Source organism: Methylocystis sp. SC2 (genome assembly GCF_000304315.1).
Taxonomy (GTDB): Bacteria; Pseudomonadota; Alphaproteobacteria; order Rhizobiales; family Beijerinckiaceae; genus Methylocystis.
On record NC_018485.1, the window covers coordinates 2019230 to 2043993 of the forward strand.

Annotated in this window: 16 protein-coding genes; 5 read left to right on the top strand and 11 right to left on the bottom strand. The window is 65.3% G+C overall.

Features of this window, described 5'->3' with window-relative positions:
- Positions 1-97 precede the first annotated feature (97 nt).
- The 3 genes from BN69_RS09755 to uppP all read left to right on the top strand — a co-directional run bounded on the left by BN69_RS09755 (position 98) and on the right by uppP (position 5020).
- A complete protein-coding gene (locus BN69_RS09755) occupies positions 98-2077 on the top strand; it encodes a protein meaA (protein WP_014891430.1) in 1980 nt (659 codons plus the stop codon).
- A 231-nt stretch (positions 2078-2308) separates the two neighbouring features.
- Positions 2309-4030 (top strand): OFA family MFS transporter, encoded by a 1722-nt coding sequence (locus BN69_RS09760; RefSeq protein ID WP_014891431.1) that lies wholly within the window; start codon positions 2309-2311, stop codon positions 4028-4030.
- Between the two features lie 117 nt (positions 4031-4147).
- Complete coding sequence (gene uppP, locus BN69_RS09765; protein ID WP_014891432.1) at positions 4148-5020, top strand: undecaprenyl-diphosphatase UppP; 873 nt, start codon at positions 4148-4150, stop codon at positions 5018-5020.
- A 90-nt stretch (positions 5021-5110) separates the two neighbouring features.
- On the opposite strand, the gene BN69_RS09770 is transcribed toward uppP, so the two are convergent.
- The 5 genes from BN69_RS09770 to BN69_RS09795 all read right to left on the bottom strand — a co-directional run bounded on the left by BN69_RS09770 (position 5111) and on the right by BN69_RS09795 (position 14594).
- Complete coding sequence (locus BN69_RS09770) at positions 5111-6283, bottom strand: site-specific DNA-methyltransferase (protein WP_014891433.1); 1173 nt, start codon at positions 6281-6283, stop codon at positions 5111-5113.
- Between the two features lie 146 nt (positions 6284-6429).
- Positions 6430-7170 carry a ribonuclease HII gene (locus BN69_RS09775; RefSeq protein ID WP_014891434.1) on the bottom strand — a complete coding sequence of 247 codons (741 nt, stop codon included), beginning with the start codon at positions 7168-7170 and terminating at the stop codon, positions 6430-6432.
- A gap of 56 nt (positions 7171-7226) precedes the next feature.
- Entirely contained in the window at positions 7227-8354 is a 1128-nt protein-coding gene (locus tag BN69_RS09780) for a PA0069 family radical SAM protein (protein WP_014891435.1), read from the bottom strand.
- 962 nt (positions 8355-9316) lie between these two features.
- Positions 9317-10750, bottom strand: coding sequence for a homospermidine synthase (locus tag BN69_RS09790; protein ID WP_014891437.1), 1434 nt, complete (start codon positions 10748-10750; stop codon positions 9317-9319).
- A 385-nt stretch (positions 10751-11135) separates the two neighbouring features.
- The gene (locus BN69_RS09795) at positions 11136-14594 is read right to left on the bottom strand and encodes an acyl-[ACP]--phospholipid O-acyltransferase (RefSeq protein ID WP_014891438.1); all 3459 of its coding nucleotides are present in this window, start codon (positions 14592-14594) and stop codon (positions 11136-11138) included.
- A gap of 204 nt (positions 14595-14798) precedes the next feature.
- Between BN69_RS09795 and BN69_RS09800 the strand changes: the two genes are divergently transcribed.
- On the top strand, positions 14799-15425 hold the full coding sequence (locus BN69_RS09800; protein ID WP_014891439.1) for a TetR/AcrR family transcriptional regulator: 627 nt from the start codon (positions 14799-14801) through the stop codon (positions 15423-15425).
- 25 nt (positions 15426-15450) lie between these two features.
- Complete coding sequence (locus BN69_RS09805) at positions 15451-16191, top strand: sulfite exporter TauE/SafE family protein (RefSeq protein WP_014891440.1); 741 nt, start codon at positions 15451-15453, stop codon at positions 16189-16191.
- 18 nt (positions 16192-16209) lie between these two features.
- Here BN69_RS09805 and BN69_RS09810 read toward each other — a convergent pair whose 3' ends face one another.
- From BN69_RS09810 to glgX, 6 genes are read right to left on the bottom strand one after another with little or no spacing between them, the layout of a single operon-like run.
- Positions 16210-16809: a DsbE family thiol:disulfide interchange protein gene (locus tag BN69_RS09810; protein WP_014891441.1), complete on the bottom strand. Its 600-nt coding sequence runs from the start codon at positions 16807-16809 to the stop codon at positions 16210-16212.
- On the bottom strand, positions 16810-16965 hold the full coding sequence (ccmD, locus tag BN69_RS09815; RefSeq protein ID WP_014891442.1) for a heme exporter protein CcmD: 156 nt from the start codon (positions 16963-16965) through the stop codon (positions 16810-16812).
- Positions 16962-17726 (bottom strand): heme ABC transporter permease, encoded by a 765-nt coding sequence (locus BN69_RS09820; protein ID WP_014891443.1) that lies wholly within the window; start codon positions 17724-17726, stop codon positions 16962-16964. The genes ccmD and BN69_RS09820 overlap by 4 nt, the downstream gene beginning before the upstream one ends.
- Before the next feature lie 49 nt (positions 17727-17775).
- Positions 17776-19140, bottom strand: a complete 1365-nt coding sequence (locus BN69_RS09825) for a S41 family peptidase (RefSeq protein WP_014891444.1) — start codon at positions 19138-19140, stop codon at positions 17776-17778.
- The gene (locus BN69_RS09830; protein ID WP_244434910.1) at positions 19137-20489 is read right to left on the bottom strand and encodes a murein hydrolase activator EnvC family protein; all 1353 of its coding nucleotides are present in this window, start codon (positions 20487-20489) and stop codon (positions 19137-19139) included. Before BN69_RS09830 ends, BN69_RS09825 begins: the two co-directional genes overlap by 4 nt.
- Positions 20464-24684, bottom strand: a complete 4221-nt coding sequence (gene glgX / locus BN69_RS09835) for a glycogen debranching protein GlgX (RefSeq protein ID WP_014891446.1) — start codon at positions 24682-24684, stop codon at positions 20464-20466. Before glgX ends, BN69_RS09830 begins: the two co-directional genes overlap by 26 nt.
- Positions 24685-24764: the final 80 nt, after the last annotated feature.

Consider the following 24764-nt stretch of genomic DNA (forward strand, 5'->3'; position numbering starts at 1 on the left):
GCGAAAGGCAAGGCCGGTTTGGCTGCTGCGCCTGCCGTCTTTCGCCGACGCCCACCCCATGCTAGCAACGGCTGGAGGAGCCATAAAAGTGAACGACATGTCCGCTGAGAAGAGCCGGAACGCTGGCCGCGATAAGCCCTGGATGTTTCGCACCTACGCCGGCCATTCGACGGCCAGCGAGTCCAACAAGCTCTATCGCTCCAATCTCGCCAAGGGCCAGACCGGTCTCTCCATCGCCTTCGATCTGCCGACGCAAACCGGCTACGACAGCGACCATATCCTCTCGCGCGGCGAGGTCGGCAAGGTGGGCGTGCCGGTCTCGCATCTGGGCGATATGCGCACGCTCTTTCACGGCATCCCGCTCGGCGAGATGAACACCTCGATGACCATCAACGCCACCGCCGTGTGGCTGATGGCGCTCTATATCGCCGCCGCGGAAGAGCAAGGCGCGCCGCGCGGCAAACTGCAGGGCACGACGCAAAACGACATCATCAAGGAATATCTCTCGCGCGGCTCCTATGTGTTTCCGCCTGCGCAATCGCTGCGGCTCACTCAGGACCTCATTCTCTTCACCACGAAGGAATGCCCGAAGTTCAATCCGATCAACGTCTGCTCCTACCATCTGCAGGAGGCGGGCGCGACGCCGTCGCAGGAATTGGCCTATGCGCTCGCGACCGCCGTCGCCATTCTAGACGGCGTGAAAGCCGCGGGAATGCCTGAGGAAGACTTCGCTCAGGTCGTCGGCCGCATCTCCTTCTTCGTTAACGCCGGCATGCGCTTCGTCACCGAACTGTGCAAAATGCGCGCCTTCGCCGAGCTTTGGGAGGAGATCACGCGCGAGCGCTATGGGGTGAAGGACGAAAAGCTTCGCCGCTTCCGCTATGGCGTGCAGGTCAATTCGCTCGGCCTGACCGAGCAGCAGCCGGAAAACAACGTCTATCGCATATTGATCGAGATGCTGGCCGTCGTTCTCTCCAAGAACGCCCGCGCCCGCGCCGTGCAGCTTCCGGCCTGGAACGAGGCGCTCGGCCTGCCCCGGCCCTTCGACCAGCAATGGTCGCTGCGCATGCAGCAGATCATGGCCTATGAGACGGATCTGCTCGAATATGGCGACATTTTCGACGGCAATCCCGAGATCGCCCGCAAGGTCGCCGAACTGAAGGCCGAGGCGAAAGCCGAACTCAAGAAGATCCAAGAGCTCGGCGGCGCCGCGGCGGCGGTCGAAATCGGCTATATGAAGGGCAAGCTCGTCGAGGCCAACACCGCGCGCCTCGAGTCGATCGAGGCCGGCGAGCAGATCGTCGTCGGCGTCAACAAATTCACCGGCGGCGAGCCCTCGCCGCTCGCCTCGGGCGACGACCAGATCATGGTCGTGCCGGAACATGTCGAAGCCGAGCAGATTTCGCGGCTGAAGGCCTGGCGCGAAAGCCGCGACCAGAAGGCCGCGCAGGAAGCCATCGAAGAGCTGGCCCGCGCGGCGAAAGAAGGCCGCAATATGGTCGAGCCGTCCATCGCCGCGGCGAAGGCGGGCGTCACCACCGGCGAATGGGGCAATGTTTTACGCGGCGTGTTTGGGGAATATCGCGCGCCGACGGGCGTCTCTTCGACGGCGCGCCAGGTCGGCGGCGCGCTCGACGCGGTGCGCGGCGAGGTCGAGCGCGTGTCGCAAAAGCTCGGCAAGCGGGCGAAATTCCTGGTCGGCAAGCCGGGCCTCGACGGCCATTCCAACGGCGCCGAGCAGATCGCGGTGCGCGCCCGCGACGCCGGCTTCGACGTGATCTACGCCGGCATCCGCTCGACGCCGGCCGAACTCGTCGAGGCGGCGAAGAAGGAAGGCGCGCATTGCATCGGCCTCTCCATTCTTTCAGGCTCGCATGTCACGCTCGCCCATGAGGTGATCAAGCTGATGAAGCAGGAAGGCGTCGACGCGCCGCTGGTCGTCGGCGGCATCATCCCGCCGGCCGACGAGAAGCTCCTGCGCGACGCCGGCGTCGCGGCGGTCTACACGCCGAAAAACTACGACCTCAACGCCATCATGACCGACCTCGCCCACATCATCGAGAAGGCGGCGGTTTAGGGTGCGAGATCACCCTCTCCCACGGGGAGAGGGCGGCTGCGGAGCAGCCGGGCAAGGTGTATCCAAGTCGATAGTTAGCTGGCTTGACGCCACGCTCGCCAATCAGCGTTGCAACCCCTCACCTGGCCGGCTTCGGCGTCCCCTCTCCCTTAGGGAGAGGGTTACACGCGGGCTTGTGCCGCGCACAGCGCTTGCGCAATATTGCGCCGCAACATCGCCGCAGGAGCCTTCATGTCCGCCGACGCCATCGCCCGCCCGGATTTCTTCAGCCGGGCTCGAACCGTCGCGTCCCCCGCCTTCAATCGCTGGCTCGCGCCGCCGGCGGCGCTGGCCATTCATCTGTGCATCGGCATGGCCTATGGCTTTTCCGTTTTCTGGCTGCCGCTGTCGCGCGTCATCGGCGGCGCGCAGCCGAAGGTCTGTCCGGAAACGCTGGGGTTTTTCGCGACGCTCGTCGCCACCGACTGCGACTGGAAGGTCAGCTGGCTGGGGTGGACCTTCACGCTCTTCTTCGTCCTGCTCGGCTCCTCGGCGGCGGTCTTCGGCCATTGGTTGGAGACGGCCGGACCGCGCAAGGCCGGACTCGCGGCGGCCTGCTGCTGGTGTGGCGGCCTGCTCATCTCGGCGCTCGGGGTCTATCTGCATCAGATCTTTTTGTTGTGGATCGGCTCCGGCGTGATCGGCGGCATCGGCTTGGGGCTCGGATATATCTCGCCCGTCTCGACGCTCATCAAATGGTTTCCCGACCGGCGGGGCCTCGCGACCGGTCTCGCCATCATGGGCTTTGGCGGCGGCGCGATGATCGGCGCGCCGCTCGCGGACCGGCTGATGGGCTTCTACGCCACGCCGAGTTCGCCAGGCGTCTGGCAGACCTTCGTGACGCTCGCGGCGATCTATTTCGCCTTCATGGTCGCCGGCGCGCTCAGCTATCGGGTGCCGCCCGAAGGCTGGGCGCCCGAAGGTTTTGCGCCGCCCGCGGCGGCCAGGAACGCCATGGTGACGCATCGTCATGTGCATCTCGACGTCGCATGGAAGACGCCGCAATTCTGGCTGCTCTGGGCCGTGCTCTGTCTCAATGTGTCGGCCGGCATCGGCGTTCTGGGCATGGCCTCGCCGATGCTGCAGGAAGTCTTCGGCGGCAGGCTGATCGGCCTCGACATCGGTTTCGATCAGCTCGACGCCGATCAGAAAAAGCAGATCGCGGCGATCGCGGCGGGCTTCACCGGCCTCTTGAGCCTGTGCAACATCGGCGGGCGCATCGGCTGGGCCTCGGCGTCCGATAAATTCGGCCGCAAGCTCACTTACGCGATCTTCTTCGTCGTCGGCATTGCGCTGTATTCGGCGATCCCCTTCGCCGCGAGCGGGGCGATGGTCGGCCTCTTCGTCCTGCTCTTTGCAGTGATCATCACCATGTATGGCGGCGGCTTCGCGACGATCCCCGCCTATCTCGCCGACATCTTCGGCACCCATCATGTCGGCGCCATCCATGGCCGGCTGCTGACCGCCTGGTCGACGGCCGGCGTGCTCGGCCCCGTGCTCGTCAACTACATCCGCGAATATCAGCTGAGCGTCGGCGTCCCGCGCGAAGCCGCCTATAATCAGACGATGTTTGTGCTCGCGGGCCTGCTGCTCTGCGGTCTCGTCTGCAATCTGCTGGTGCGGCCCTGCGCCGAGAAATTTTACATGAGCGACGAAGAGGTCGCGGCGCAAAAGCACGTCACGGTCGCCGAAGTCGTCGAGGAAGAGGACGATATTCACGCTGACTTCGAGGATTTTGTCGAAGAGGGATTGGAGCCGGCTGCGCCCGACGCCGCTCCGCCGATCGCCGCGCGCGCGCCGCCCGGCGCAAAGGGCGGATCGCCGCTGCTGGTTCTCGCCTGGGCGGCCGTCGGCGTCCCCCTCGCCTGGGGCGTCTGGACGACGCTCCTCAAAACCGCGGCGCTGTTTCACTGATTTGGGCGTGATCGCCAGCAGCTCGCCTTGATCGCGACCGGCTTGTTTGCCAGAAGTCGGAGTCGCTTGGCGCCTTCGTGATTCGTCGCGGGGCCGACAAAAGAGACGAGGGCCTCTATGGCGACCGCTTGCACGAATGGGCTCGACACCGGTTTTGTCGATCTCGGCTATATGAAAGTCGCCGTCCTTGGCGTGGTGCAGGGCATCACCGAGCTTCTGCCGATCTCCTCGACGGCGCATATGCGCATCGTGCCGGCGCTTCTCGGCTGGAAGGACCCCGGCTCCGCCTTCTCCGCGGCGATGCAGCTCGCGGCGCTCGCCGCCGTCGTCAGCTATTTCTGGAGCGACATCCGCGCGCTCGCCGAGGGCTCCCTTCGCGCCCTCGTGCGGCGCGACTTCAACGACTGGACCTTCCGTTTCGTCGTCTGGATCGCGCTCGCGACCGTGCCGATCGGCATCGCCGGCCTCGCGCTGTCGCATACGCTCAACACCTGCGGCTCGCCCTTGCGCACGCTGCCGGTGATCGGCGTTTCCTGCATCGTCATGGCGGCGCTGCTCGCCATCGCCGAACTCTACTGCAATCACAAGCGCACGCTTGAACATGTCAGCCTGAAGGACGCGATGATCGTCGGCTTCGCCCAGGTCGGCGCGCTCATTCCGGGCGTCTCGCGCTCGGGCTCGACGCTGACCGCGGCGCTGTTCCTCGACCTCAAGCGCGAAGAAGCGGCGCGCTTTTCCTTCCTGCTCGGCCTTCCGGCGATCGCCCTCGCAGGCCTGAAGGAATTATGGGAGCTGCACAAGGCGCAGCTCGATTTCCACGGCTGGGCGGTGCTGACGCTGGGGCTCTTCGTCGCCTCGCTTTCAGCCTTTGTCGCGATCTGGGGCCTGTTGCGGATTCTCGAACGCTTCTCCGCCTGGCCCTTCGTCTTCTACCGCGCCTTCATCGGAATCGTGCTGCTCGTGGGGTTCTACGCAGGCTTCCTCGCATAACGCGAATGTCGTTCCCGACGCGCGCAGCGCGATCGGGAATCTATAGGCGGCGCCCGCTATGGATTCCCGCTTTCGCGGGAATGACAAGCGCTACTCCGCCGCCACTTTGAGCCGCGCGCGCGCCTCAGCCCGCAGATCGTCGATCGGCGTCAGCCGGCCCTTTTCTTCGTAATGCCAGAAGGTCCAGCCGTTGCAGGCTGGCAGGCCCTGCGCCAGCGCCCCGGTCTTATGGATAGAGCCGACGAAGCCCGAAAGCGACAGCGCGCCGTCGGCGCGCACCACCGCGCGATGGCGCCGCCTGGCGTCGACGAGCGTCGCGCCCGGCGCGATGAGCCCCGCTTCGACGAGGCTCGCGAAGGCGATGCGCGGCTCCGAGCGCTTCGACGGGGCCGTCGCGACCGCTTCAGGCGGCAAGGGTTCGATCGCCGCGATTCGCGCCCGCGCCGCGGCTCGATAGTCGCCGTCGCGTTCGATGCCGAGCCAGTCGCGCCCCAAACGCTTGGCGACGGCGCCGGTCGTTCCCGTGCCAAAGAAGGGATCGAGCACCAGATCGCCCGGGCTCGAGGCGGCGAGAATGACGCGCGCGAGCAGCGCTTCCGGCTTTTGCGTCGGATGGGTCTTGCGGCCGGCGCCATCCTTGAGACGTTCGGTCCCGCCGCAGATCGGCAGCAGCCAGTCCGACCGCATCTGGCAGTCCTCGTTCGCCGCCTTCAGCGCCTCGTAATTGAAGGTGTAGTTCTTGGCGCTCTGGTCGCGCGCCGCCCAGATCATCGTCTCATGGGCGTTGGTGAAGCGCCGGCCGCGAAAGTTCGGCATCGGATTGTTCTTGCGCCAGACGATGTCGTTCAGGATCCAGAACCCGAGATCCTGCATGATCGCGCCGACGCGAAAAATATTGTGGTAGGAGCCGATCACGAAAATCGTCGCCGTCGGCTTCATCACCCGGCGCGCCTGCGCGAGCCAATCGCGCGTGAAGGCGTCATAGGCGGCGAAATTCGCGAATTTGTCCCAGTCGTTGTCGACCGCGTCGACGAGACTTTGATCCGGGCGATGCAGACGATTGGCGAGCTGGAGATTATAGGGCGGATCGGCGAAGACGAGGTCGACGCTCTCCTGCGCCAGTCGCTCCATCGATGCGACGCAGTCGCCGCTGAGGATTTCGTTGCGCGCCGACGCGCGGAGCGGCCCTTCATTTGTGCGCCCGATACGCGTGACCTGATTTCGGGCTTTGAGGCGAGCCGCCCCGACGCGCGCGCTACGCATGAACTGAACACCATCAACGCAACCAACATGCGGGATAGTGAAGGAGGGAGGTAAAGGGGGCGTTTAGATCGACGAAACGCCAACGTCTCTTTTTCGAACGGAAGTCTCAAAGAAATAAAAAGGTTAGCGAATGGTTGACGAAGGCCTCACGCCTCCCGCACGGGCGCGAAGCTGACGCGGTGCGCCGGGCTCGCGCCGTGCAGCGCCAGCGCGTCCAAGTGACGCTGGACGGCGTAGCCGACATTGGTCTCAAACCCATAGTGCGGATAATGGACGGCGAGGCGGCGCATCATGGCGTCGCGCGCGACCTTGGCGACGATCGAGGCGGCGGCGATGCTGAGCGCCGTCGCATCGCCCTTGACGATCAGCTGGCAGGGACAGTTGACGGGCGGCCGGTCGTTGCCGTCGATGAGAAGATAGGCCGGCGTCTGGGAAAGGCCGGCGACGGCCCGCGCCATCGCCGCGAGCGACGCCCGGCGGATATTGATGCGGTCGATCTCGGCGGGGGCGACGAAGGCGACGCTCACGGCGAGCGCGCTGGCCATGATCCGCTCAAACGCTTCTTCACGCTGCGCCTGGTTCAACGCCTTCGAATCATCGAGCCCCCGCGGCCGTCGTTCGGGATCGAGAATCACCGCCGCCGCCGCCACCGGACCCGCGAGCGGCCCGCGTCCAACCTCGTCGACGCCGGCGATCGGCCAGACGCCCTTTCGGCGCAGCTGCGCCTCCAACCGAAAATGGGGCCCCTTGGCCGTCACAAACGCTCCCCCGGGCGGATCGCTAAGGGTCCCGCGCGACAGCGGCGTCAGCGCGGAACCGCGCAGCGAATAAAGCGCGGCGGGCGGGCGGCTGGCAACCGGAAAGACGGCGCTTGCGGCGGCGTCCAAAGAATTCTCGGCCCCGCGCGCGCGATAGGCTCGCGGGAGACGAGCCCAAGATCGGCTCAGAAAAGGCTGAGCTGCTGCGGCGAGCGGCGGGGCGGTTCGAAAAGATCGGTACGCAATCTTGTTTTCTGCGCAAAGCCGAGCCGGCCGGCCGCGAGTTCAAAACGCCGGCCGATCATCCAGGCGTAGGGCCCCTCGCCTTTCATGCGGGTCCCGAAGGACGCTTCGTAGAGCTTGCCGTCGCGCGTCGAGCGCATGAGCGCGAGGGCCCGGCGCGCTCTGTCGGGAAAATGCGTCGCCAGCCATTCGGTGAAGAGGTCGCGCAATTCGAGCGGCAGGCGCAGCAGCACATAGCCGGCCTCGCGCGCGCCGGCGGCGTGCGCCCGCGTCAAGATCCGCTCGATCTCGTCGTCATTGATGGCGGGAATGATCGGCGCCGTCATCACCGCCGTCGGCACGCCGGCGGCGCTGAGCTTTTCGATGGCCTCAAGCCGCAATTCGGGCGTCGCGGCGCGCGGCTCCATGAGGCGCGCGAGCTTGCGGTCGAGCGTCGTCACCGAGATCGCGACCTTCGCGAGACCCTTGGCCGCCATGGGCGCAAGCAGATCGAGGTCGCGCAGGACGAGCGCGGATTTCGTCACGACGCCGACCGGATGATTGGCCCGCGCCAGCACTTCGAGAATCGAACGCATGATTCGATGGCTCTTCTCGGCGGGCTGATAGGGATCGGTGTTGGTGCCGATGGCGATTGTCTTCGGCGCATAGCCCGGCGCTGACAACTCACGTTCGAGAAGCTGCGCCGCGCCTTCCTTTACAAAGATCTCGGTTTCGAAATCGAGGCCGGGCGAGAAGCCCATATAGGCGTGCGTCGGCCGCGCGAAGCAATAGACGCAGCCATGCTCGCAGCCGCGATAGGGATTGATCGAGCGATCGAAAGAAATGTCCGGCGAATCATTTCTGGTGATGATCGTGCGCGGCTTCTCGATGTGGAAATTGGTCTTGAGCGCCTGCAGGCTCTCGAGCGAGCCCCAGCCGTCGTCGGCCTCCTCGCGAGTCTCCTTTTCGAAACGGCCACTGCGCTTCGACAGCGCGCCGCGTCCGCGCCGGCGATCGGCGTCGACGAGGGCCGCAGCGTCGATCGGCTGCGGCGCGCCCTTTATCTTTGTCGATGCCTGAGCCGCACCCATGTTCGCAACCTCTGCCCAGCGTCGCGTCGAGCGTCGCTGCGGCGACCGCTTAGAACTGACGCTGAGCTAGAACATATAGAGAACATTTCCGGCGCGCAAGGCCGAGTCCCATAAATGCGCAGGCGATCGGACGAAGGGCGGCGAGGCGTTGAACGGCCCTGGGCCGGCTGACCCGAGACTGAGTCTCGCGGTTTTATGGCGAAGAACGGGTCATCGACCAAAGAGCATCGCGGCGCGCGCCGCGATCAACCTCGCGAAAAGCCTCAGGGGAAATCCTCGATAGCTGGGGGCGTCGCTCGGCAGTTCGGTCTCGGACCTTCGATGTTGTGTCTTGGTCCGCATCTCGATGGGCGGCGGATCGCCCTGACGGGATCGATAGGTGGAAACCCAAAACCCTGGATCGAACTTCAAAAACATGCCTGAGTTACAGCAGGACGCGACGACCCTGCGCGTTGGGGATCGAGGTTTGAGCCTGTAATCCACCAAGAGGTTCTCGCCCGACAAGACCTGGAATCGGTCATCGCGATAGGTGAGATATGGCGTGCCGCCATCTGGATCGCGGATGCGTGCGGCGTTCGGTAGCGCTTCGATCCGCCGGCCGCCGTCCTGACAATCGAGACAATAGCAAACGCCGCTCAAGATCGGCGCGCCGATGGCTTCGCATTGAACGCGACCGCAAACGCACGACAATCTTCTTACGGTGAAGGCCATTTTGTAAGTCCGACGCGTCGTAAGTCAGATGATATTCAATTGAAACACTACTGCAAAAAGCGGCCCTTGCGAGCGGTCGTCGAGCCGTTCGCCGAGCGCGTCATCCCCGACGTGCGCAAGCGCGATCGGGGATCCAGAGCAACATCCAAAAAGTCTGGATGATGGACTCCCGAACGCCCGCTTTGCGAACGTCGGGAATCACAGCCCATCGTTCAGTTGATTATGGCGTCGCAGGGCGGTGGGACGTCGCCTTAGCGCACCAATATATTCCTGAACTGCCACGGATCGCTTTCGTCGATGTCTTCCGGAAACAGCCCGGGACGCCCCTCGAGCGGCGTCCAATCCGTGTAATAGCCCTTCACCGGGCCGAGATAGGGCAGCTGCACCTCGAGGCAGCGCTTGTAGTCGACTTCGTCGGCCTCGACGATTCCCGCCTGCGGATTCTCCAGCGCCCAGACCATGCCGGCGAGCGCGGCGGAGGACACCTGAAGGCCCGTGGCGTTCTGATAGGGCGCAAGATCGCGGGTCTCCTCGACCGAGAGCTGCGATCCGTACCAATAGGCGTTCTTGGCGTGGCCGTAGAGCAGCACGCCGAGTTCATCGATTCCATCAACGATTTCGTGTTCGTCGAGAATCTTCCAGCTCTCCTGCATCTTGCCGGCGGCGCCGAACATCTCGTGCAGGGACAGCACCGCGTCGTCGGCGGGATGATAGGCGTAGTGACAGGTCGGACGATAGATCGCCTGTCCCTTCTCGTCGCGCAGCGTGAGATAGTCCGCGATCGAGATCGACTCATTGTGGGTGACGAGGAAGCCATATTGCGCGCCGGGCGTCGGGCACCATGAGCGCACGCGCGTATTGGCGCCGGGCGACAACAGATAGATCGCCGCGCCGCAGCCGGCCGGATGCGTGCGGCCGATGTCGGGCAAGGATTTTTCATGCGTGCCCCAGCCGAGTTCGGCGGGCTGCAGGCCCTCGGAGACGAAGCCTTCGACCGACCAGGTGTTGACGAAGACGTTGCGCGGCTTGGGGTCGCGCGCGCGCTGGGTGTCGCGTTCGGCGATATGGACGCCCTTGACCCCGAGCTTTTGGGCGAGCGCGCCCCATTCGGCGCGCGTTTCCGGCTCCTTGTCGAAGGCGCCCGTGTCGCGGGCGATATTGACGAGCGCCTGCTTGACGAACCAGGACACCATGCCGGGATTGGCGCCGACGCAGGAAACCGCCGTCGATCCGCCGGGGTTTTTGCGACGCTCATCGAGCACCGTCTCGCGCAGCGCATAATTGGTGCGCGCTTCATTGGACATGGTCTTGTCGAAGTAGAAGCCCGGCCATGGCTCGACCACCGTGTCGACGCACAGCGCGTTCAATTCGCGCGCGAGCTTGATGATCGCGAGCGAGGATACGTCGACCGAGAGATTGACGATAAAGCCCTGGCCGCCGCCCTTGGTCAGCAGCGGGGTCAGGACGTCGCGGTAGTTCTCCGGCGTCAGCCTGGTTTTGAGAAAAGCGATGCCGCGCTCGTCGAGCAGACGGCGATGCGTATCGACCGGGTCGATGACGGTGACGCGCGATTTGTCGAAATCGAAATGGCGCTCGATCAGCGGCAAAATGCCTCGGCCGATGGAGCCGAAGCCGATCAGCACGATCGGACCGGTGATTTTGCCGTAGTTTGGCCAAGTCGACATGAGGCGCAGCTCCCGAGAAAGATATTGCGCCGCGATAAAGCAAGCGCAGATGTATTAATCAAGAGCTTGAGAGATTGGCGGCGGGCGCATGGCGTGGCGCTGCGCCTGCCTTTGCAGGCGCTCGGCCAAAGTCCTGCTGGACCACACTCGCCGGCCGCCCGAGCTTCGGGCTTGGTCAGCGCTCCACGAATGCTGTAACGCCAGCGGCCCCTCGTCCTTCGAGACGGCCTCTTCGAGGCCTCCTCAGGATGAGGGGCCTTGGGGTTCTGGCGTCTTGGATGAAGCAAACGACATGTTGGATAAGCGGTCCTCATCCTGAGGAGCCGCCGAATGGCGGCGTCTCGAAAAGGATCGCAGCACGATTGGAAGTTAAATTCCCGGAATTTCACGCGGACGCGGCGGCGTTGCCGTCGATGCGCCCGTGCAGACCATTGGGCAGGCGCGGATTGGACAGAATATAGCGCCCGCGCTCGCGCACCATTTTCGTCACCGCCGCGAAATCGAGCTTGCCGGAGCCTAGAAGCGGCACCTGCTCGACGATCATGATCTCCGCCGGAATCATCAGGTCGGACGCGCCCTTCGATTTGGCGTAGGCCTGGAAATCGGCGCGCGTCGCGTCCTTCTGCTGCGTGATGAGAGTGATTCTCTCGCCCTTGCGCGGATCGATCTCGGTCGCCGCCGCCGACAGCGCGTCGGGCCAGAGTTCCGCCGCCAGTTGTTCGATCGCCGCGAGCGACACCATCTCGCCGCCGACTTTGGCGAAGCGCTTGGCGCGCCCCTTTATCGTCACATAGCCCTGCGCGTCGATCGTGACGATATCGCCCGTATCATGCCAGCCGTTCTCCGGCGGCTGCACCACGCCGGGCTTATCGATCTTGAGATAGCCCATCATCACATTGGGACCGCGCACCAAGAGCCTTCCGCCGTCCTCCACGCCCGGAACCGTCTCGAGCCGATGTTCGACGCCCGGCATCAGCCGTCCGACCGCGCCGAATCTGTTGAACATCGGCGTGTTGAGCGCGAGTACCGGCGAGGCTTCCGTCACGCCATAGCCTTCAAGGATGCGGACGCCGAACTTCTCCATCCACAGATCGCGCGTCGATTGCTTCACCGGCTCGGCGCCGGCGACCACATAACGGATCGACCGGAAGTCATAGGCGTGCGCCGGGCGCGCGTAACCGGCGAGAAAAGTGTCGGTCCCGAACAGAATCGTGGCGTTTGAGCCGTAAACGAGCTCCGGCACGATGCGATAGTGCAACGGCGAGGGATAAAGATAGATCGGAACGCCGGAGATCAGCGGCAGCGTGAAGCCGACCGTCAGACCGAAGGAATGGAACATCGGCAGCACGTTGAAGACCTTGTCCGTGCGTCCGAAGTCGATGCGCGCGGCGGCCTGCGCGGCGTTGGCGAGCATGTTTCGATGCGACAAGGCGACGCCCTTCGGCGCGCCTTCCGAACCCGAGGTGAAAAGGATCGCCGCCATCTCGTCGGCCTTGCGCGGGGCGACGGGCTTGCGGAAGCGTCGCAACGCGTCGAACTTATCTGCAAGAGAGATGCTCGCGCGCATGTCTTCGAGATAGACGAGCGCGACCTTCTCTTCGAGCGCGGCGACAAGCTTGTCGAGCTTGGCCTTCTCGACGAAGCCGCGCGACGTCAGAATCGTTCTCGCCTGCGCCGCCTCGCAGCCCGCCAGAATATTGGCGGCGCCGGCGGTGAAATTGATCATCGCCGGCGCGCGGCCGGCCGAAATGACCGCGAGGAACGCGATCCCCGCGCCATTGGCGTTCGGCAGCATCAGTCCGATCGCGTCGCCCGGCCTCCCGATGCGCGCAATCTTGCCGGCGAGCGCGCGCGTCCCGATCAGCAGCCTGCGATAGCTGAGCTTGCCGGCGATCGGGTCTTCGAGAGCGACGCGCGACAGCCCGTGCGTGCGCGCGGCTTCAACGACGGCTTCAAAAAGCGTGCGATCGACGTTCGTCGCGCGAAAGACGAGATCCGACATGATCTGATACAGCGCCGCGCCGGCCGCCATTCGCCGCGCCTTGCCTTTCAGCGCGTCGTCGACCGTCAGGCGAATAGGCGCGAGCACGGTGAGGGTGAATTTCGGAAACCAGCGCCGGCGCGCCTGTTCGCGCGTCAGCCGCGAGAACATCGTCGCCTCGGCGCCGTCGATGTGCACCGGGACGACCATCGCGCCGGATTTTTCCGCGATCAGCCCCGCCCCGTCATAGACCTTCATCAGACTGCCGGTGACCGTGAGCCGGCCTTCCGGGAAGATGACAAGCGGATTCCCGTCCTTGACCGCATTGATCAGCGCGCGCGCGCCAAGCGGATTGGCTGGATCGAGCGGGATCACGCGCATGAATCTCAGAAACGGCTGCGCCCACCATGTCTTCGAGATCGTGCGGTCAATGGCGAAGACCGGCTGCTTCGGCATGACGGCGAAAATCGCCGCGGCGTCGAGAAAGCTCACATGGTTGAGCGCGACGATCGGATTGGGACCCGCCGTCTCGAAATTTTCCAGTCCCTTCGCCTCGAGACGGTAGAAGGCGCGAAAGTAGATGGAGAGCAGATCCTGCAGCGGCGAAGCGACCACCGTCTTGACGATCCAGATCGACGCGACGAGCGCGACGACGGCCAGGCCGATCAGCAGCGCCGCGAAAGAAACGCCCAGGCTCTGCAGACCCGCAACCCCGACGCCGCCAAGCGCCATGAAGGCGGCGTTCTGCACATTCACCGCGGCGATGGTGCGGGCGCGCTGCTGAGGCGCGCTCTGCGCCTGAATGGCGGCGAAGGACGGAACGATCATCAGCCCGCCGGCGACCGCGAGCAGTGAAAGATCGATCGCGGCGCGCCAGGCGAGCGGCTGAGCGAAATAGGCCTGCGGCGACAGCCCCAGCGCCGCCTCCGGCGCCGGCGAAAGGAGCAGCGCGAGGCCGAGGTCCGCGGATCCAATAGCGACGAGCGCCGCGCCGACGGCGGTCGGCAGCAGCACGATCTTGCCCTTGAGCAGGAAGGCGGCGAGCCCCGATCCGATGGCGATGCCGACGGCGAACAGCGCCAGATGGATGCTGACGAGGATCTCCGCGCCATGCAGCGTCTGGGTGATGAGCGAGGGCGTAAGCGACATGGCGATGGAGCCGAACAGCCAGAAGAGGCTCGTCACCACGGCCAGCCGCCGCAGTTCTATTTGGCCACGCAGATGCCGCAGCAATTTGAAGGTCGAGCGGAAGACGTTGGCGTCTATCGCAAGATCGGGATCGGCGCGCCCGGTTGAGGGAATGAGCCACGCCGCGCCAAGAGCCAGCGCCGCGACGCCCATGACTCCCGCGGCGAGGATCACCCCGTCGCCGACATGCAACGCCATGCCGCCGGCGACCGTGCCGCTGAGAATGGCGAAAAAGGTCGCGCTCTCGACGAGCGCATTGCCCGCCGGAAGCTCCTCGCGCGTCAGATGGTCGGGCAGGATGCCGTATTTGACCGGGCCGAACAGCGCGCCGGTGACGCCGAAGAGAATCAGCGCGCCAAACAGCGTCGGGATATTGGCGAACAGAAAGCCGGTCGCGGACAACGCCGCCACGGCGACCTCGGCGACGCTGAGCCAGCGCACGACGCGCGCCTTGTCATATTTGTCGGCGAACTCGCCGCCGATCGCCGACAGAAGAAAGAACGGCGCGATGAAGGCGGCGCCGGCGAGCGTCACAAGCGACGCGCCGCTCTCGGCCGCATGCGCCAAGATCAGGAGCACCAGGGCGTTCTTCAAGAAGTTGTCGTTGAAGGCCGCGAAGAACTGACGCCAAAACAATGGCGCGAACCGCCGCGAAGCGAGAAGCGAATGCGTCATGTCGAAGCTTCCGGGAGATGCGTCGTGACTTTCGCCGATGACCCTTAAGGATCGGTCAAGTCCGGCGCGTTGCAATTGGGCGTTGCGATCGGGTTGAAGGTCAGCCTTTCGCCATGAACTATGTTCAATATGGAGACTGCAGCGCTTTTGCTCTGCCGTCAATAGAATAATGAACGACGTTCATGCTGAAGTGGGGGACGTTCCTTGAACGAGAATGACGCCGACGCGGGATCGGACCGCCGGACGCAATTGCGTGACCGGCTTATCGACATCGCGCAGGAGACGGTGGCGGCGCAGGGTCTCGCCGGACTTAAAGCGCGCGATCTCGCCGCCGCGGCCGGTTGCGCGCTCGGCGCGATCTATACCGCTTTTCATGACCTCGACGAGCTGATCCTGCGGGTCAACGCGCGCACTCTGGCGCGCCTGGAGGCCGCGCTCGACGCGGCCTTCGTGGACGCGGAGGCGGAGCAGGCGCTGGAAGCCATGGCGCGGGCCTATCTGAGCTTCGCGAGAAACGACGAGCCGAGCTGGCGCGCGCTGTTCGAGCACCGATTGCCGCCTGGCGCGCCCGTGCCGGGCTGGTATGCGGACGCGCGCAACCGCCTGTTCAGCCGGTTGGACGCGCCGCTTGCGCAACTGCTGCCGGGCAGGGACGCGACGGCGCGCGCCGCGCTCGCGCGCACGCTGTTTTCGGCCGTGCATGGAGTCGTCGCGCTGGGGCTGGAGGAGAAGATCGCCGAGACCCCGCCAAAGGTGCTGGATGAGCAGCTCGGCGTGCTGATACGGCTTCTCGCGGCCGGACTGATGATGGAATCGGCCCGCTTGCTTTGAGCCGCGCGAACTGACATAGGCGCGCATGACTTTCATTCTGCTGTTTGCCGTAGCGACATGGGCGGGCGCGCAGAATGCGCTTGCCGGCGGCGGTTCGTTCCTCACCCTTCCCACACTGATGTTAACGGGCATGGACGCGCTCGCCGCCAATGTCACGTCATGCGCGGCGCTGTTTCCGGCGCAGGTCGCGACGGGTTGGACGGTCCGCAAACTGGCGAGGGGCGCCAATGGGCTTTCGCTGCGCACGCTGTTTGTGATCAGCATCGTCGGCGGCGCCGTCGGCGCGGCGGTGCTGCTGGGCACGCCGCGCGGGCTCTTCGCGCGTCTCGTGCCATGGCTCGTGCTTTTCGCCACCATCATTTTCGCCTGGGGCAGTTTCTTCCGCAAGCCCGTAGAAACGCATAGCCGTCTCGGCGCGCCGCGCGCAGCCCTCGCGCAATTTCTGATTTCGGTTTACGGCGGCTATTTCGGCGGCGGCATCGGCTTCCTCATGGTCGCCGCGCTCACCATGGCCGGACAGGGCGTGCGCGTCGCCGCCGCCACCAAAAACGTTCTGGCCGCCGTCATGAACGCGTCCGCTGTCGCGATCTTCCTGTTCTCGCCGGATCTGCACTGGCCGCAGGCGCTGGTGACGAGCGCCGGCGCGACGATCGGCGGGATCGTCGGCGCCCGGCTGATCCATCACATCGACGAAAAAATCCTGCGCATCTCGATCATCGTGGTCGGCGCGGCGCTGACCATCGGCCTCTTCCTCAGAGCGCCATAATCCGGGCGCCCGACGCGTTCAGCGCGTCGTGGTGGCCGACCCGCCCGCCATCGCCTTTTCGATCTCGGGAATGAGCGTCGTCGCGATGGCCGAAGGGGTCAGCGGTCCGACGAATTTATAGGCGATGGTTCCGTCGCCCTTGATCACGAAGGTCTCCGGCACGCCATAGACGCCGAAGTCGATCGCGGTGCGGCCGGCGGGGTCGACGCCGACGCGCGCGAAAGGATTGCCGCCCTCCTCAAGGAAGCCCAAGGCCTTCGCCGTCTCATCCTTGTAGGAGAGCCCGTAGAGTTCGACGCCCTTGGCCTTGAGCGCTTCGTCGGCGGCGATCGCCATGAGCGCCGGATGCTCCTGTCGGCAGGGTCCGCACCAGCTGGCGAAGACATTGACGAGGCTCACGTGACCCTTGCGCAAATCTTGCGTCGAGAGACCGGGAACGCCGGCCAATCCTTCAAGCGCTGGCAGATCGAAGGCGGGCGCCGGCTTGCCGATCAGCGCCGACGGGATGCGCGACGCGTCGCCCGCGAAGAGCCGCACCAGGAAGACGAGCGCCAGCAGCGCGAAGAGCGCCAGCGGCAGAAAGCGCAGCGCCGAGCGCGGCGCGACGGCGTCGCTCACTTAGCCCTCTCCTTCATCGCGCCCGCCAGCCGCGCCGAAGCGCGCCAGCGCCGCGCGCAGCCGGCGAAAGTCGAGGACGATGCGCAAGGTCACGAGGCCGAGCGTCGCCGCCGTCACGCCATAGGCGGCGGCGATATAGAACCAGTGATCGCTCACTCGGCGGCCTCCATGCTTTCCTCGCCGGCGATTTCACCGGCGCGGACGGCCTGCATCGAGAGACGCGCGAGCCGCCGGCGCAGGATTTCATTGCGGATCGCCATGATATGCAGCGTCGAAAACAGCAGCGTCGCGGCGAGCGCCATGACGATCAGCGGCCACAGCATCGAGCCCGATATCGCCGGTCCGTCGATGCGGAACACCGAGGCCGGCTGGTGCAGCGTGTTCCACCAATCGACCGAATATTTGATGATCGGGATGTCGATGGCGCCGACGAGCGTCATGATCGCCGCGATGCGCGCGCCGCGCGGCGTGTCGTCCATCGTCTGCCTGACGGCGATCAGACCGAGATAGAGAAGAAAAAGAACCAGCATCGAGGTGAGGCGCGCGTCCCACACCCAGAACGTCCCCCACATCGGCTTGCCCCAAAGCGAGCCGGTGACGAGGCAGATGAAGGTGAAGGCGGCGCCGAGATTGGCGGCGGTCTTCTGCGCCGCGTCGGCAAGGGGATGACGCCACACCAGAACGCCGAGCGACGCCGAGGTCATCACGACATAGGCGAAGATCGCGAGCCAGGCGGATGGAACATGGATGTACATGATCCGCACGGTCTCGCCCTGCTGATAATCGGGCGGCGCGGTGAAAGCGCCGTAGAGCCCGATCGCGAGCAGAAGCGCCGTGGCGCTTGAGAGCCACGGCAACGCGCGTTCCGCGAAACGCAGAAAGCGCGTTGGATTGGCGTAAGTGGACAGAAAGCTCATCGACCGCCGGAAACTCCCGCCGACCGTCTAAGCCGCACGGCCATCAGCGTCAATTGGCGGCTTTGGACGGCGGCTTGGTCGTGTCCTTGGCGACCTCCTTGGTCTGGTCGGCGAGGATTTGCGCCCTCGGCTTGCCGTGCAGAAGTTCGACCGCCGCGTTGAGCTGCTTGTCCTTCGTCTCATCCGGCGGCACATAGGCCTGCGAGCCGGTCTTTTCCTCGTCGCCAGTCTTGAGATGGCCCTTGAGCGAGGCTTCGCCCTTGGTGTCGTCCTTGCCTTTGAGTTCGTCCGGCACGTCCTGCAGGATGATCATGTCGGGATCGATGCCCTTGGCCTGGATCGTGCGGCCGGACGGCGTGTAGTAGCGCGCCGTCGTCAGCCGCAGCGCGCCGCTGGAGCCGCCCAGCGGGATAATCGTCTGCACCGAGCCCTTGCCGAAGGAGCGCGTCCCGATCAGCGTCGCGCGCTTGTGATCCTGCAAGGCGCCGGCGACGATTTCGGACGCCGAGGCCGAACCGCCGTTGATCAGCACGACGACGGGCTTGCCCTTTGACAGATCGCCGGAGCCGCGCGCGTTGTAGCGCTGGGTTTCATCGGCGTTGCGGCCGCGCGTCGACACGATTTCGCCCTTGTCAATGAAGGAGTTGACGACCTGAATGGACTGGTCCAGCAGGCCGCCCGGATTGTTGCGCAGATCGAGGATGTAGCCTTTGAACTTGTCCGCCGGGATCTCCTGCTGCGCCTTGGCCATGGCGTTGCGCAGGCCCTCCGCCGTCTCCTCGTTGAACTGCGAAATGCGGATATAGGCGATGTCGTCGCCCTGTTTGCGCGAGCGCACGGATTTGATGTGGATCTCGGCGCGGACGAGTTTGACCTCGACCTTGTCCTTGTTCTTGCCGCGGAACAGCGTCAGCTTAACCGGCGTGTTGATCGCGCCGCGCATTTTGTCGACGGCCTGATTGAGGGTCATGCCCTGCACGGTCTCGTCGTCGATGGCCCCGATGAGATCGCCGGACATGATCCCGGCGCGCGACGCCGGCGTGTCGTCGATCGGCGTGACGACCTTCACCAGTCCGTCTTCCTGCGTGACCTCGATGCCGAGGCCGCCGAATTTGCCCTCGGTCTGCGTCCGCATATCCTTGAACGCCTTGGCGTCAAGGTAGCTCGAATGCGGATCGAGCGAGGTCAGCATGCCGTTGATGGCGTTTTCGACGAGCTTCTGCTCATCGGGCTTCTCGACATAGTCGGCGCGCACCTTGTCGAACACGTCGCCGAACAGGCTGAGATTCTTGTAGGTGTCTGCGGAAGCGGCTTGAGCCGGAGCGCCGATGACGGCGCGCGCCTGCTGGCCAAGCGTGGCGCATCCCGCTCCAATTGCAATTCCTGTGGCGATAAGGGCTGTTTTGCGAATCATCCGCCGACCTTCCGACTGTCTGACTTTGCCCACCATGGGCCCGAGTCGATTGACGCTCCGTCCTTGCGGAACTCAACATAAAGAATGGGTTGTTTCGCGCCGATTGCGATGGTCGCCGCGGTTTGCGCGGCTCCGTCTCCCATGCTGGCAACCGGCTCACCTGCGAGAACGAACTGTCCCACGTTCACATTGGTGCGACTCATGCCGGCCAGGACCACATAATAACCGCCGCCGGCGTTAATGATCAAGAGTTGTCCATAACTTCGGTAAGGCCCTGAAAAAGCGATCCATCCGTCGCAAGGAGCGATAACGACGCCGTTTTCGCGCGCCGCGATCGACAGGCCCTTCTCCTTCCCTCCAGATCCGTCGGGCGCGCCGAAACGCCGCACGACCGGTCCCGCCGCCGGCGTGGGCAGACGGCCTTTAAGATCGATGAAGGCGACGGCGGGCGCAAGCCGCGCCGGATCCTTGAACGGCGCAGACAACGCTTTGAGCCGCTCCCGCTCGGAAAGCCTTGCTTGAGCTTGGGCCCGCTCGTCGTCGGCCTTGCGCGCCGCCTCCGCGGCGCGTCGCGCCGCCGCGCTGTCCGCCTCCATGCGCGAGATCAAATCCTTGAGGCTCGTGGCGCGCTGCGCCAGCGTGCGCGCGCGCTCCGTCTCCGCCTGCAAGGCGCTCTGCGCAGAGGAAAGCGCGTCCTGACGTTCGGCGATCATCGGCGCGAGCCTTTCGCGCTGAGCGCTGAGACTCGCTTGCTGCTCCGCGAGGCGTTCCCGCTCGCGCCGAACGCCATCGCGCAGCTGCTCAAGTTCCGAAAGATCGCGCTGCAGCTGGCGCGCTTCGGCGCGCATCTGCGGCAACAGGGCGCCGAGCGCGAGCGACGCCCGGACCGCCTCGAGAATCTCGTTCGGGCGCGCGATCAGCGCCGGCGGCGGCTTCCGGCCCATCCGCTGCAGGACGGTGAGAATCTCCATGATCAATCCGCGGCGGCTCTCGAGCGAAGCGACGACCGTGCGCTCGTTCTCGGTAAGCGTTGAAAGCCGCGCTTCGATTTCAGCCGCGCGCCCTTCCGTCTCCTGCAGCCGCAGCGTCGCTTCGATGAGCGCGCCATTCAGCCTTTCGCGCGCCGCGGCGTGATCGACAAGCTGCTCTTCGAGCCGACGCGCGCGCTCCTGGGCGGCGCCCATCGTGTCCTCGACGCCGCGCAATTCTTGTTGCCTTGACGAAATGTCTTTTGCGTCCGGACCTTTTTGTTCGGCTTGGGCGGTAAAAGCGAAAGAAATCGCAAAGAGCGCCGCAGAGATGAGCCCGCGCTCGGTGGCTTCGTTACCCGCCATGCTCGAAACGCTCATGTCCGTCCGCGGCATCAATTTCGCCCGGAGGCCGATATGCGCCCGGAATCGCGTCCAGATTGCGGCAAAGCCCGGCGAGGATCGCGCGCGCGCGGCGCGAATCGACGAGCGCGTCGATCGATTCTGGAAGTCTGCGTCGCCAGTTCAAGCGTTCGCGATCGGTGCCGGGCAAATTGATCGCAAGCGTTTCCCCTGCAAGGTCATCGAGTTGCGCCATGGCGAGCAAGGACGGCGCGCGCGCGATGAACGCATGAAGCGCCTGCGCCAATGAATCGTCGAAGCGATTCGACGGCTGGCGCGCGTCATCAATGAGCGCCTGCGCGCGAAGCGCTTCGAGGAGCGCGTTTTTTTCCGCGCGCCGGGCGGCGCGGGCGGCGTCAGCCGCCTGGGCCGTCAGCAGACCTAACGCTTCCCGTTCGGCGATGTCCGCCGCCGCCCACCAACCTTCGAGCGTCGGCAGATCATGCGTCGAGGCGCAGGCCATGGCTTTCCGGGGATAGAACGCCGGCGGCGCGAAGCCCTCGCCCGAACGTTCGAACCAAAGAACCCGGTAGCTCAGCACGTCGGCGCGTTCGATGCGCTCGCGGAAGCCCCAGGGCGCCGTGCCGAGATCTTCGCCGACGACGATGCATTGCGCGCGTCGGCTTTCGAGCGCGAGCTGACCCAGCAAGGTCTCGAACGGATAGTTAAGATAGGCGCCGGCCGCAGGCCTTTCGCCGTCCGGAACGACGAAAAGCCGCGCGAGACCCATGACATGGTCGATGCGCAGCGCGCCCGCGTGGCGCATGTTGGCGCGCAGCAGCTCCGCGAAACCGGCGCCGCCGCTTTTTTCCATTGCGATCGGATCTGGCGGCGGCAAGCCCCAATTCTGGCCCTCCCGACTGAAGGCGTCGGGCGGCGCGCCGATCGAGAAGCCGTCCACGAAAGACCCCGCGCGGCTCCAGCTCTCGGCGCCGTCGGGCGCCGCGCCGATGGCGAGGTCGCGGCAGAAGCCAAGCGACAGTCCCGCCGCGCGCGCCTCCTGCGCGGCATGGGCGAATTGCGCATCGGCGAGCCATTGCAGAAACTGATGGAATTGGATGCGCGTCGCATGTTCGTTCGAGAAGGCGCTCAGCGCCGAATCGCGCGCATCGCGCAGCTCCTGCGGCCACGTCCGCCGGCTTTGGCCGTTGCGCGCTTCGCTGATCGCTTCGAAGAGGCAGAAGCGCGCCAGCGCGGCGCCGTCTCGCGCGATAAAGCGCTGAAACGATGCGGCGGGCGCGGCGTCAGGCTGGCGGCGCGAGAGATCAAGGAAGACTGCGAAAGCGCGTTCGAGCGCCGCCATTTTCAGCGCATGCACGCCGGGATAGTCGACATGCGCGGCGGCGCCGAGAGCCGCCGCGGTGTTGTGTTCGAAATCAATCGACGCGCCGAGCATGCGTCCCAGTTCCGCGAGGTCAATATAGAGCGGATCGAGGAAACGCCGGTCGGACGGATAATACGGGCTGGCGCGGGTGCGATCTTGCGCAAACAGCGCGTGCAGCGGATTGATCGCGATAAGCGCGGCGCCCGCTTTCGCGCCGACGCGCGCGAGCTCCGCGAGCGTCGAAAAGTCGCCGATGCCCTGATCGCCCTCGCGGCGAACGGAGTAAAGCTGCGCGGAGAGGCCGACGTCGCGGCGCGCGTCGTCGGGCAAGTAGCAGCGCGCGGGCGCGACGGTGAGCGCGCAGGCCTCGCCGCTCTCGAGCGCCAAATGATGGCGGCCGATCGGCAGCGGCGGCAGCCGCGCCTCGACGCCGTCGCAGCCGCGTCCGTCCGTTCCGCGCCATGTGACCGGCGCGGCGTTTTCCGCGCGCAGCGCGACGCGCGATTGGCTTCCGTCTTCCTGCGTGACGACGATCCAGCCTGGCGTGCGTCCGTCGCACGCGGCGAGCCGCAGCGTCCACGGCGCGCCCTCCTGCGCCGACAGACTGGCCGGCAACGCGCGTCTGTCGCGGAACTCCGAAAGCCGCGCGAGACTCTCGCGCGCGTCATCGAGCGTGTTTGCCGGAAAGCCGAGCTGCGCCAATAGCGCGCAGATCGTCTCGCGAGGCGCGTCGTGCAGCGCGCCGTCGACGTCGCGCCATCGCCTTTCGACGCCTGTCGCCTCGGCGAGACGCGAGAGAATCTCTTCCGAAGCAGGCGCAATAGACCGGCGCAATGCGCCCCTTTCCTCGACGAGAAGCGCGACGGAGCGCGGCGCGACCGAAACGCTTTCTTCAACGTCTTCGCTCGCGTTCGCCTTCGCCGAATTGAACGCCCATCTCCAATCGTGATTGTCGCGAGCGGGCGGCGGCCGCATGATGATCTCGTCAGCGCCGCCATGCAGAATGACGAGGACGCGATCGTCCTCGGCGTAAAGCGCGACGACAAGCGTTCGCGCCTCGTCGTCGCGCCAGTCGTCTTCGCGCATCGGCGCGCCGTCAGGACGCAGCCATTCGACGTCCGGGATGAGCGTCGCGTCATGCGGCTCGGAGTCGAGAAAGCGGTCTTCCCGCAAAGCCGGACGCCGTTTGCGCAGCGCGATCAGTTTCGCCGTCGTCTCGATCAGTTCGTCGTCGGCTTGCGGCCATTCGATCCAGGAAAGCGCGTTGTCCTGCGCATAGACGTTATTGTTGCCGGACTGGGTCTTGCCGAGCTCCGAGCCCATCGCGAGCATCGGCGTTCCGCGCGAGAAAAGCAGAGTCGCGAGCAGATTGCGCGCATCCCGCGCGCGCGCCGCATGGATCGCGGCGTCTTCGCTCTCGCCTTCGACGCCATTGTTCCAGGAAAGATTGTGGTTCGAGCCGTCGCGGTTGTCTTCGCCATTCGCTTCATTGTGCTTATGCGCGTAAGAGACGAGGTCACGCAACGTGAAGCCGTCATGCGCCGTGATGAAATTGACGCTGCGCGAGGGGCGCCTGCGCGCAAACATGTCCTGCGAACCGGCGAAGCGCGTCGCGAGTTCGGCGACGCCGCAGGAGTCGCCGCGCCAGAAGCCGCGCGCGCCGTCGCGATAGCGATCGTTCCATTCAGCGAAAGGCTCGGGGAACTCGCCGAGCCGATAGCCGCCTGGGCCCATGTCCCAGGGCTCGGCGATGAGCTTTAAGTCCCGCAGCACGGGGTCTTGCAGGATCGTAGAAAGAAATGGCGCGTCACGATCAAATCCAGAGTGAGCGCGCGCGAGCGTCGTCGCCAGATCGAAGCGAAAGCCGTCGACGCCGCCATAGAGCGCCCAGGCGCGCAGCGCATCCATGATGAGCCGCACGACAGGGCGGCGGTCGCAGGCGAGCACATTGCCGCAGGCCGAGTCATTGACGTAGCGCGCGGGATCGTCGGCAAGGCGGTAATAGCTGGCGTTGTCCAGTCCGCGAAAGGAGACGGTCGGACCGAATTCGTCGCTTTCGCCGGTATGGTTGAACACGACGTCGAGAATGATTTCGAAGCCAGCGTCGTGAAGCCTAGCGACGGCTTCCCGAACGTCGCGCCAGCCGCCCGGCGCAAGACGCGGATCGGGCGCCATCATGGCGATCGGATTGTAACCCCAATAGTCGGAGAGCCCGAGCGGCGGCAGATGGCGCTCGTCGATCCATGCGGCGGAGGGCAAAAGCTCCAGCGTCGTCACGCCGAGCCGCTTCAGATGCGCGATCGCAGCGTCATGCGCGAGACCGGCGAAGGTCCCGCGCATCTCTTGCGGAATGTCAGGATGCGTCGCGGTGAATCCCTTGACGTGAAGCTCATAGATGACCGTATCGCGCCAGGGATGCTTCGGCCGCGTCGCCTCCGCCGGGACCGGCTTCGTGACAATCGCTTTCGGCAGATGCGCGGCGCTGTCGACGCGCGCCGCCTCGCCATAGGCGAAAAGCGACGGATGCAGCGCGAAAGGGCGATCCAGCGCCAGCGCGTAAGGATCGACAAGCAGTTTCGCCGGATTGAAGCGTTGGCCCGCCTCCGGAGCATCGGGTCCGTAAGCGCGAAAGCCATAGCGCTGGCCTTCTTTGAGGCCCTCGATGTGGCCGTGAAAAACGTCGCCGCTGCGCGCCGGCAATCTTATGCGGGCGAACTCTTCATCGGCGTCATCGAAGAGACAGAGCTCGATCGCCGCGGCGTGCGCGGAAAACACCGCGACATTCGCGCCGCTCGTATCCGGCGCGACGCCGAGCGGCTCCGGCGCGCCGTCCGTGAGGCGGCCGATCATGCCCCCTCCCCTACCCTCCCCCGCTGCGCTTCGCTTGCGGAAGAGGGAGGAAGACGCGGCGCAGGTCGCGAAACCCGCGC

Coding starts and splice junctions, on each gene's coding strand:
- BN69_RS09780 (WP_014891435.1), bottom strand. CDS start 8,354: ATGGGTGCGGCTCAGGCATCGACAAAGATAAAGGGCGCGCCGCAGCCG.
- uppP (WP_014891432.1), top strand. CDS start 4,148: ATGGCGACCGCTTGCACGAATGGGCTCGACACCGGTTTTGTCGATCTC.
- BN69_RS09825 (WP_014891444.1), bottom strand. CDS start 19,140: ATGATTCGCAAAACAGCCCTTATCGCCACAGGAATTGCAATTGGAGCG.
- BN69_RS09760 (WP_014891431.1), top strand. CDS start 2,309: ATGTCCGCCGACGCCATCGCCCGCCCGGATTTCTTCAGCCGGGCTCGA.
- BN69_RS09770 (WP_014891433.1), bottom strand. CDS start 6,283: ATGCGTAGCGCGCGCGTCGGGGCGGCTCGCCTCAAAGCCCGAAATCAG.
- BN69_RS09830 (WP_244434910.1), bottom strand. CDS start 20,489: ATGAGCGTTTCGAGCATGGCGGGTAACGAAGCCACCGAGCGCGGGCTC.
- glgX (WP_014891446.1), bottom strand. CDS start 24,684: ATGATCGGCCGCCTCACGGACGGCGCGCCGGAGCCGCTCGGCGTCGCG.
- BN69_RS09820 (WP_014891443.1), bottom strand. CDS start 17,726: ATGAGCTTTCTGTCCACTTACGCCAATCCAACGCGCTTTCTGCGTTTC.
- BN69_RS09795 (WP_014891438.1), bottom strand. CDS start 14,594: ATGACGCATTCGCTTCTCGCTTCGCGGCGGTTCGCGCCATTGTTTTGG.
- BN69_RS09805 (WP_014891440.1), top strand. CDS start 15,451: ATGACTTTCATTCTGCTGTTTGCCGTAGCGACATGGGCGGGCGCGCAG.
- BN69_RS09755 (WP_014891430.1), top strand. CDS start 98: ATGTCCGCTGAGAAGAGCCGGAACGCTGGCCGCGATAAGCCCTGGATG.
- BN69_RS09790 (WP_014891437.1), bottom strand. CDS start 10,750: ATGTCGACTTGGCCAAACTACGGCAAAATCACCGGTCCGATCGTGCTG.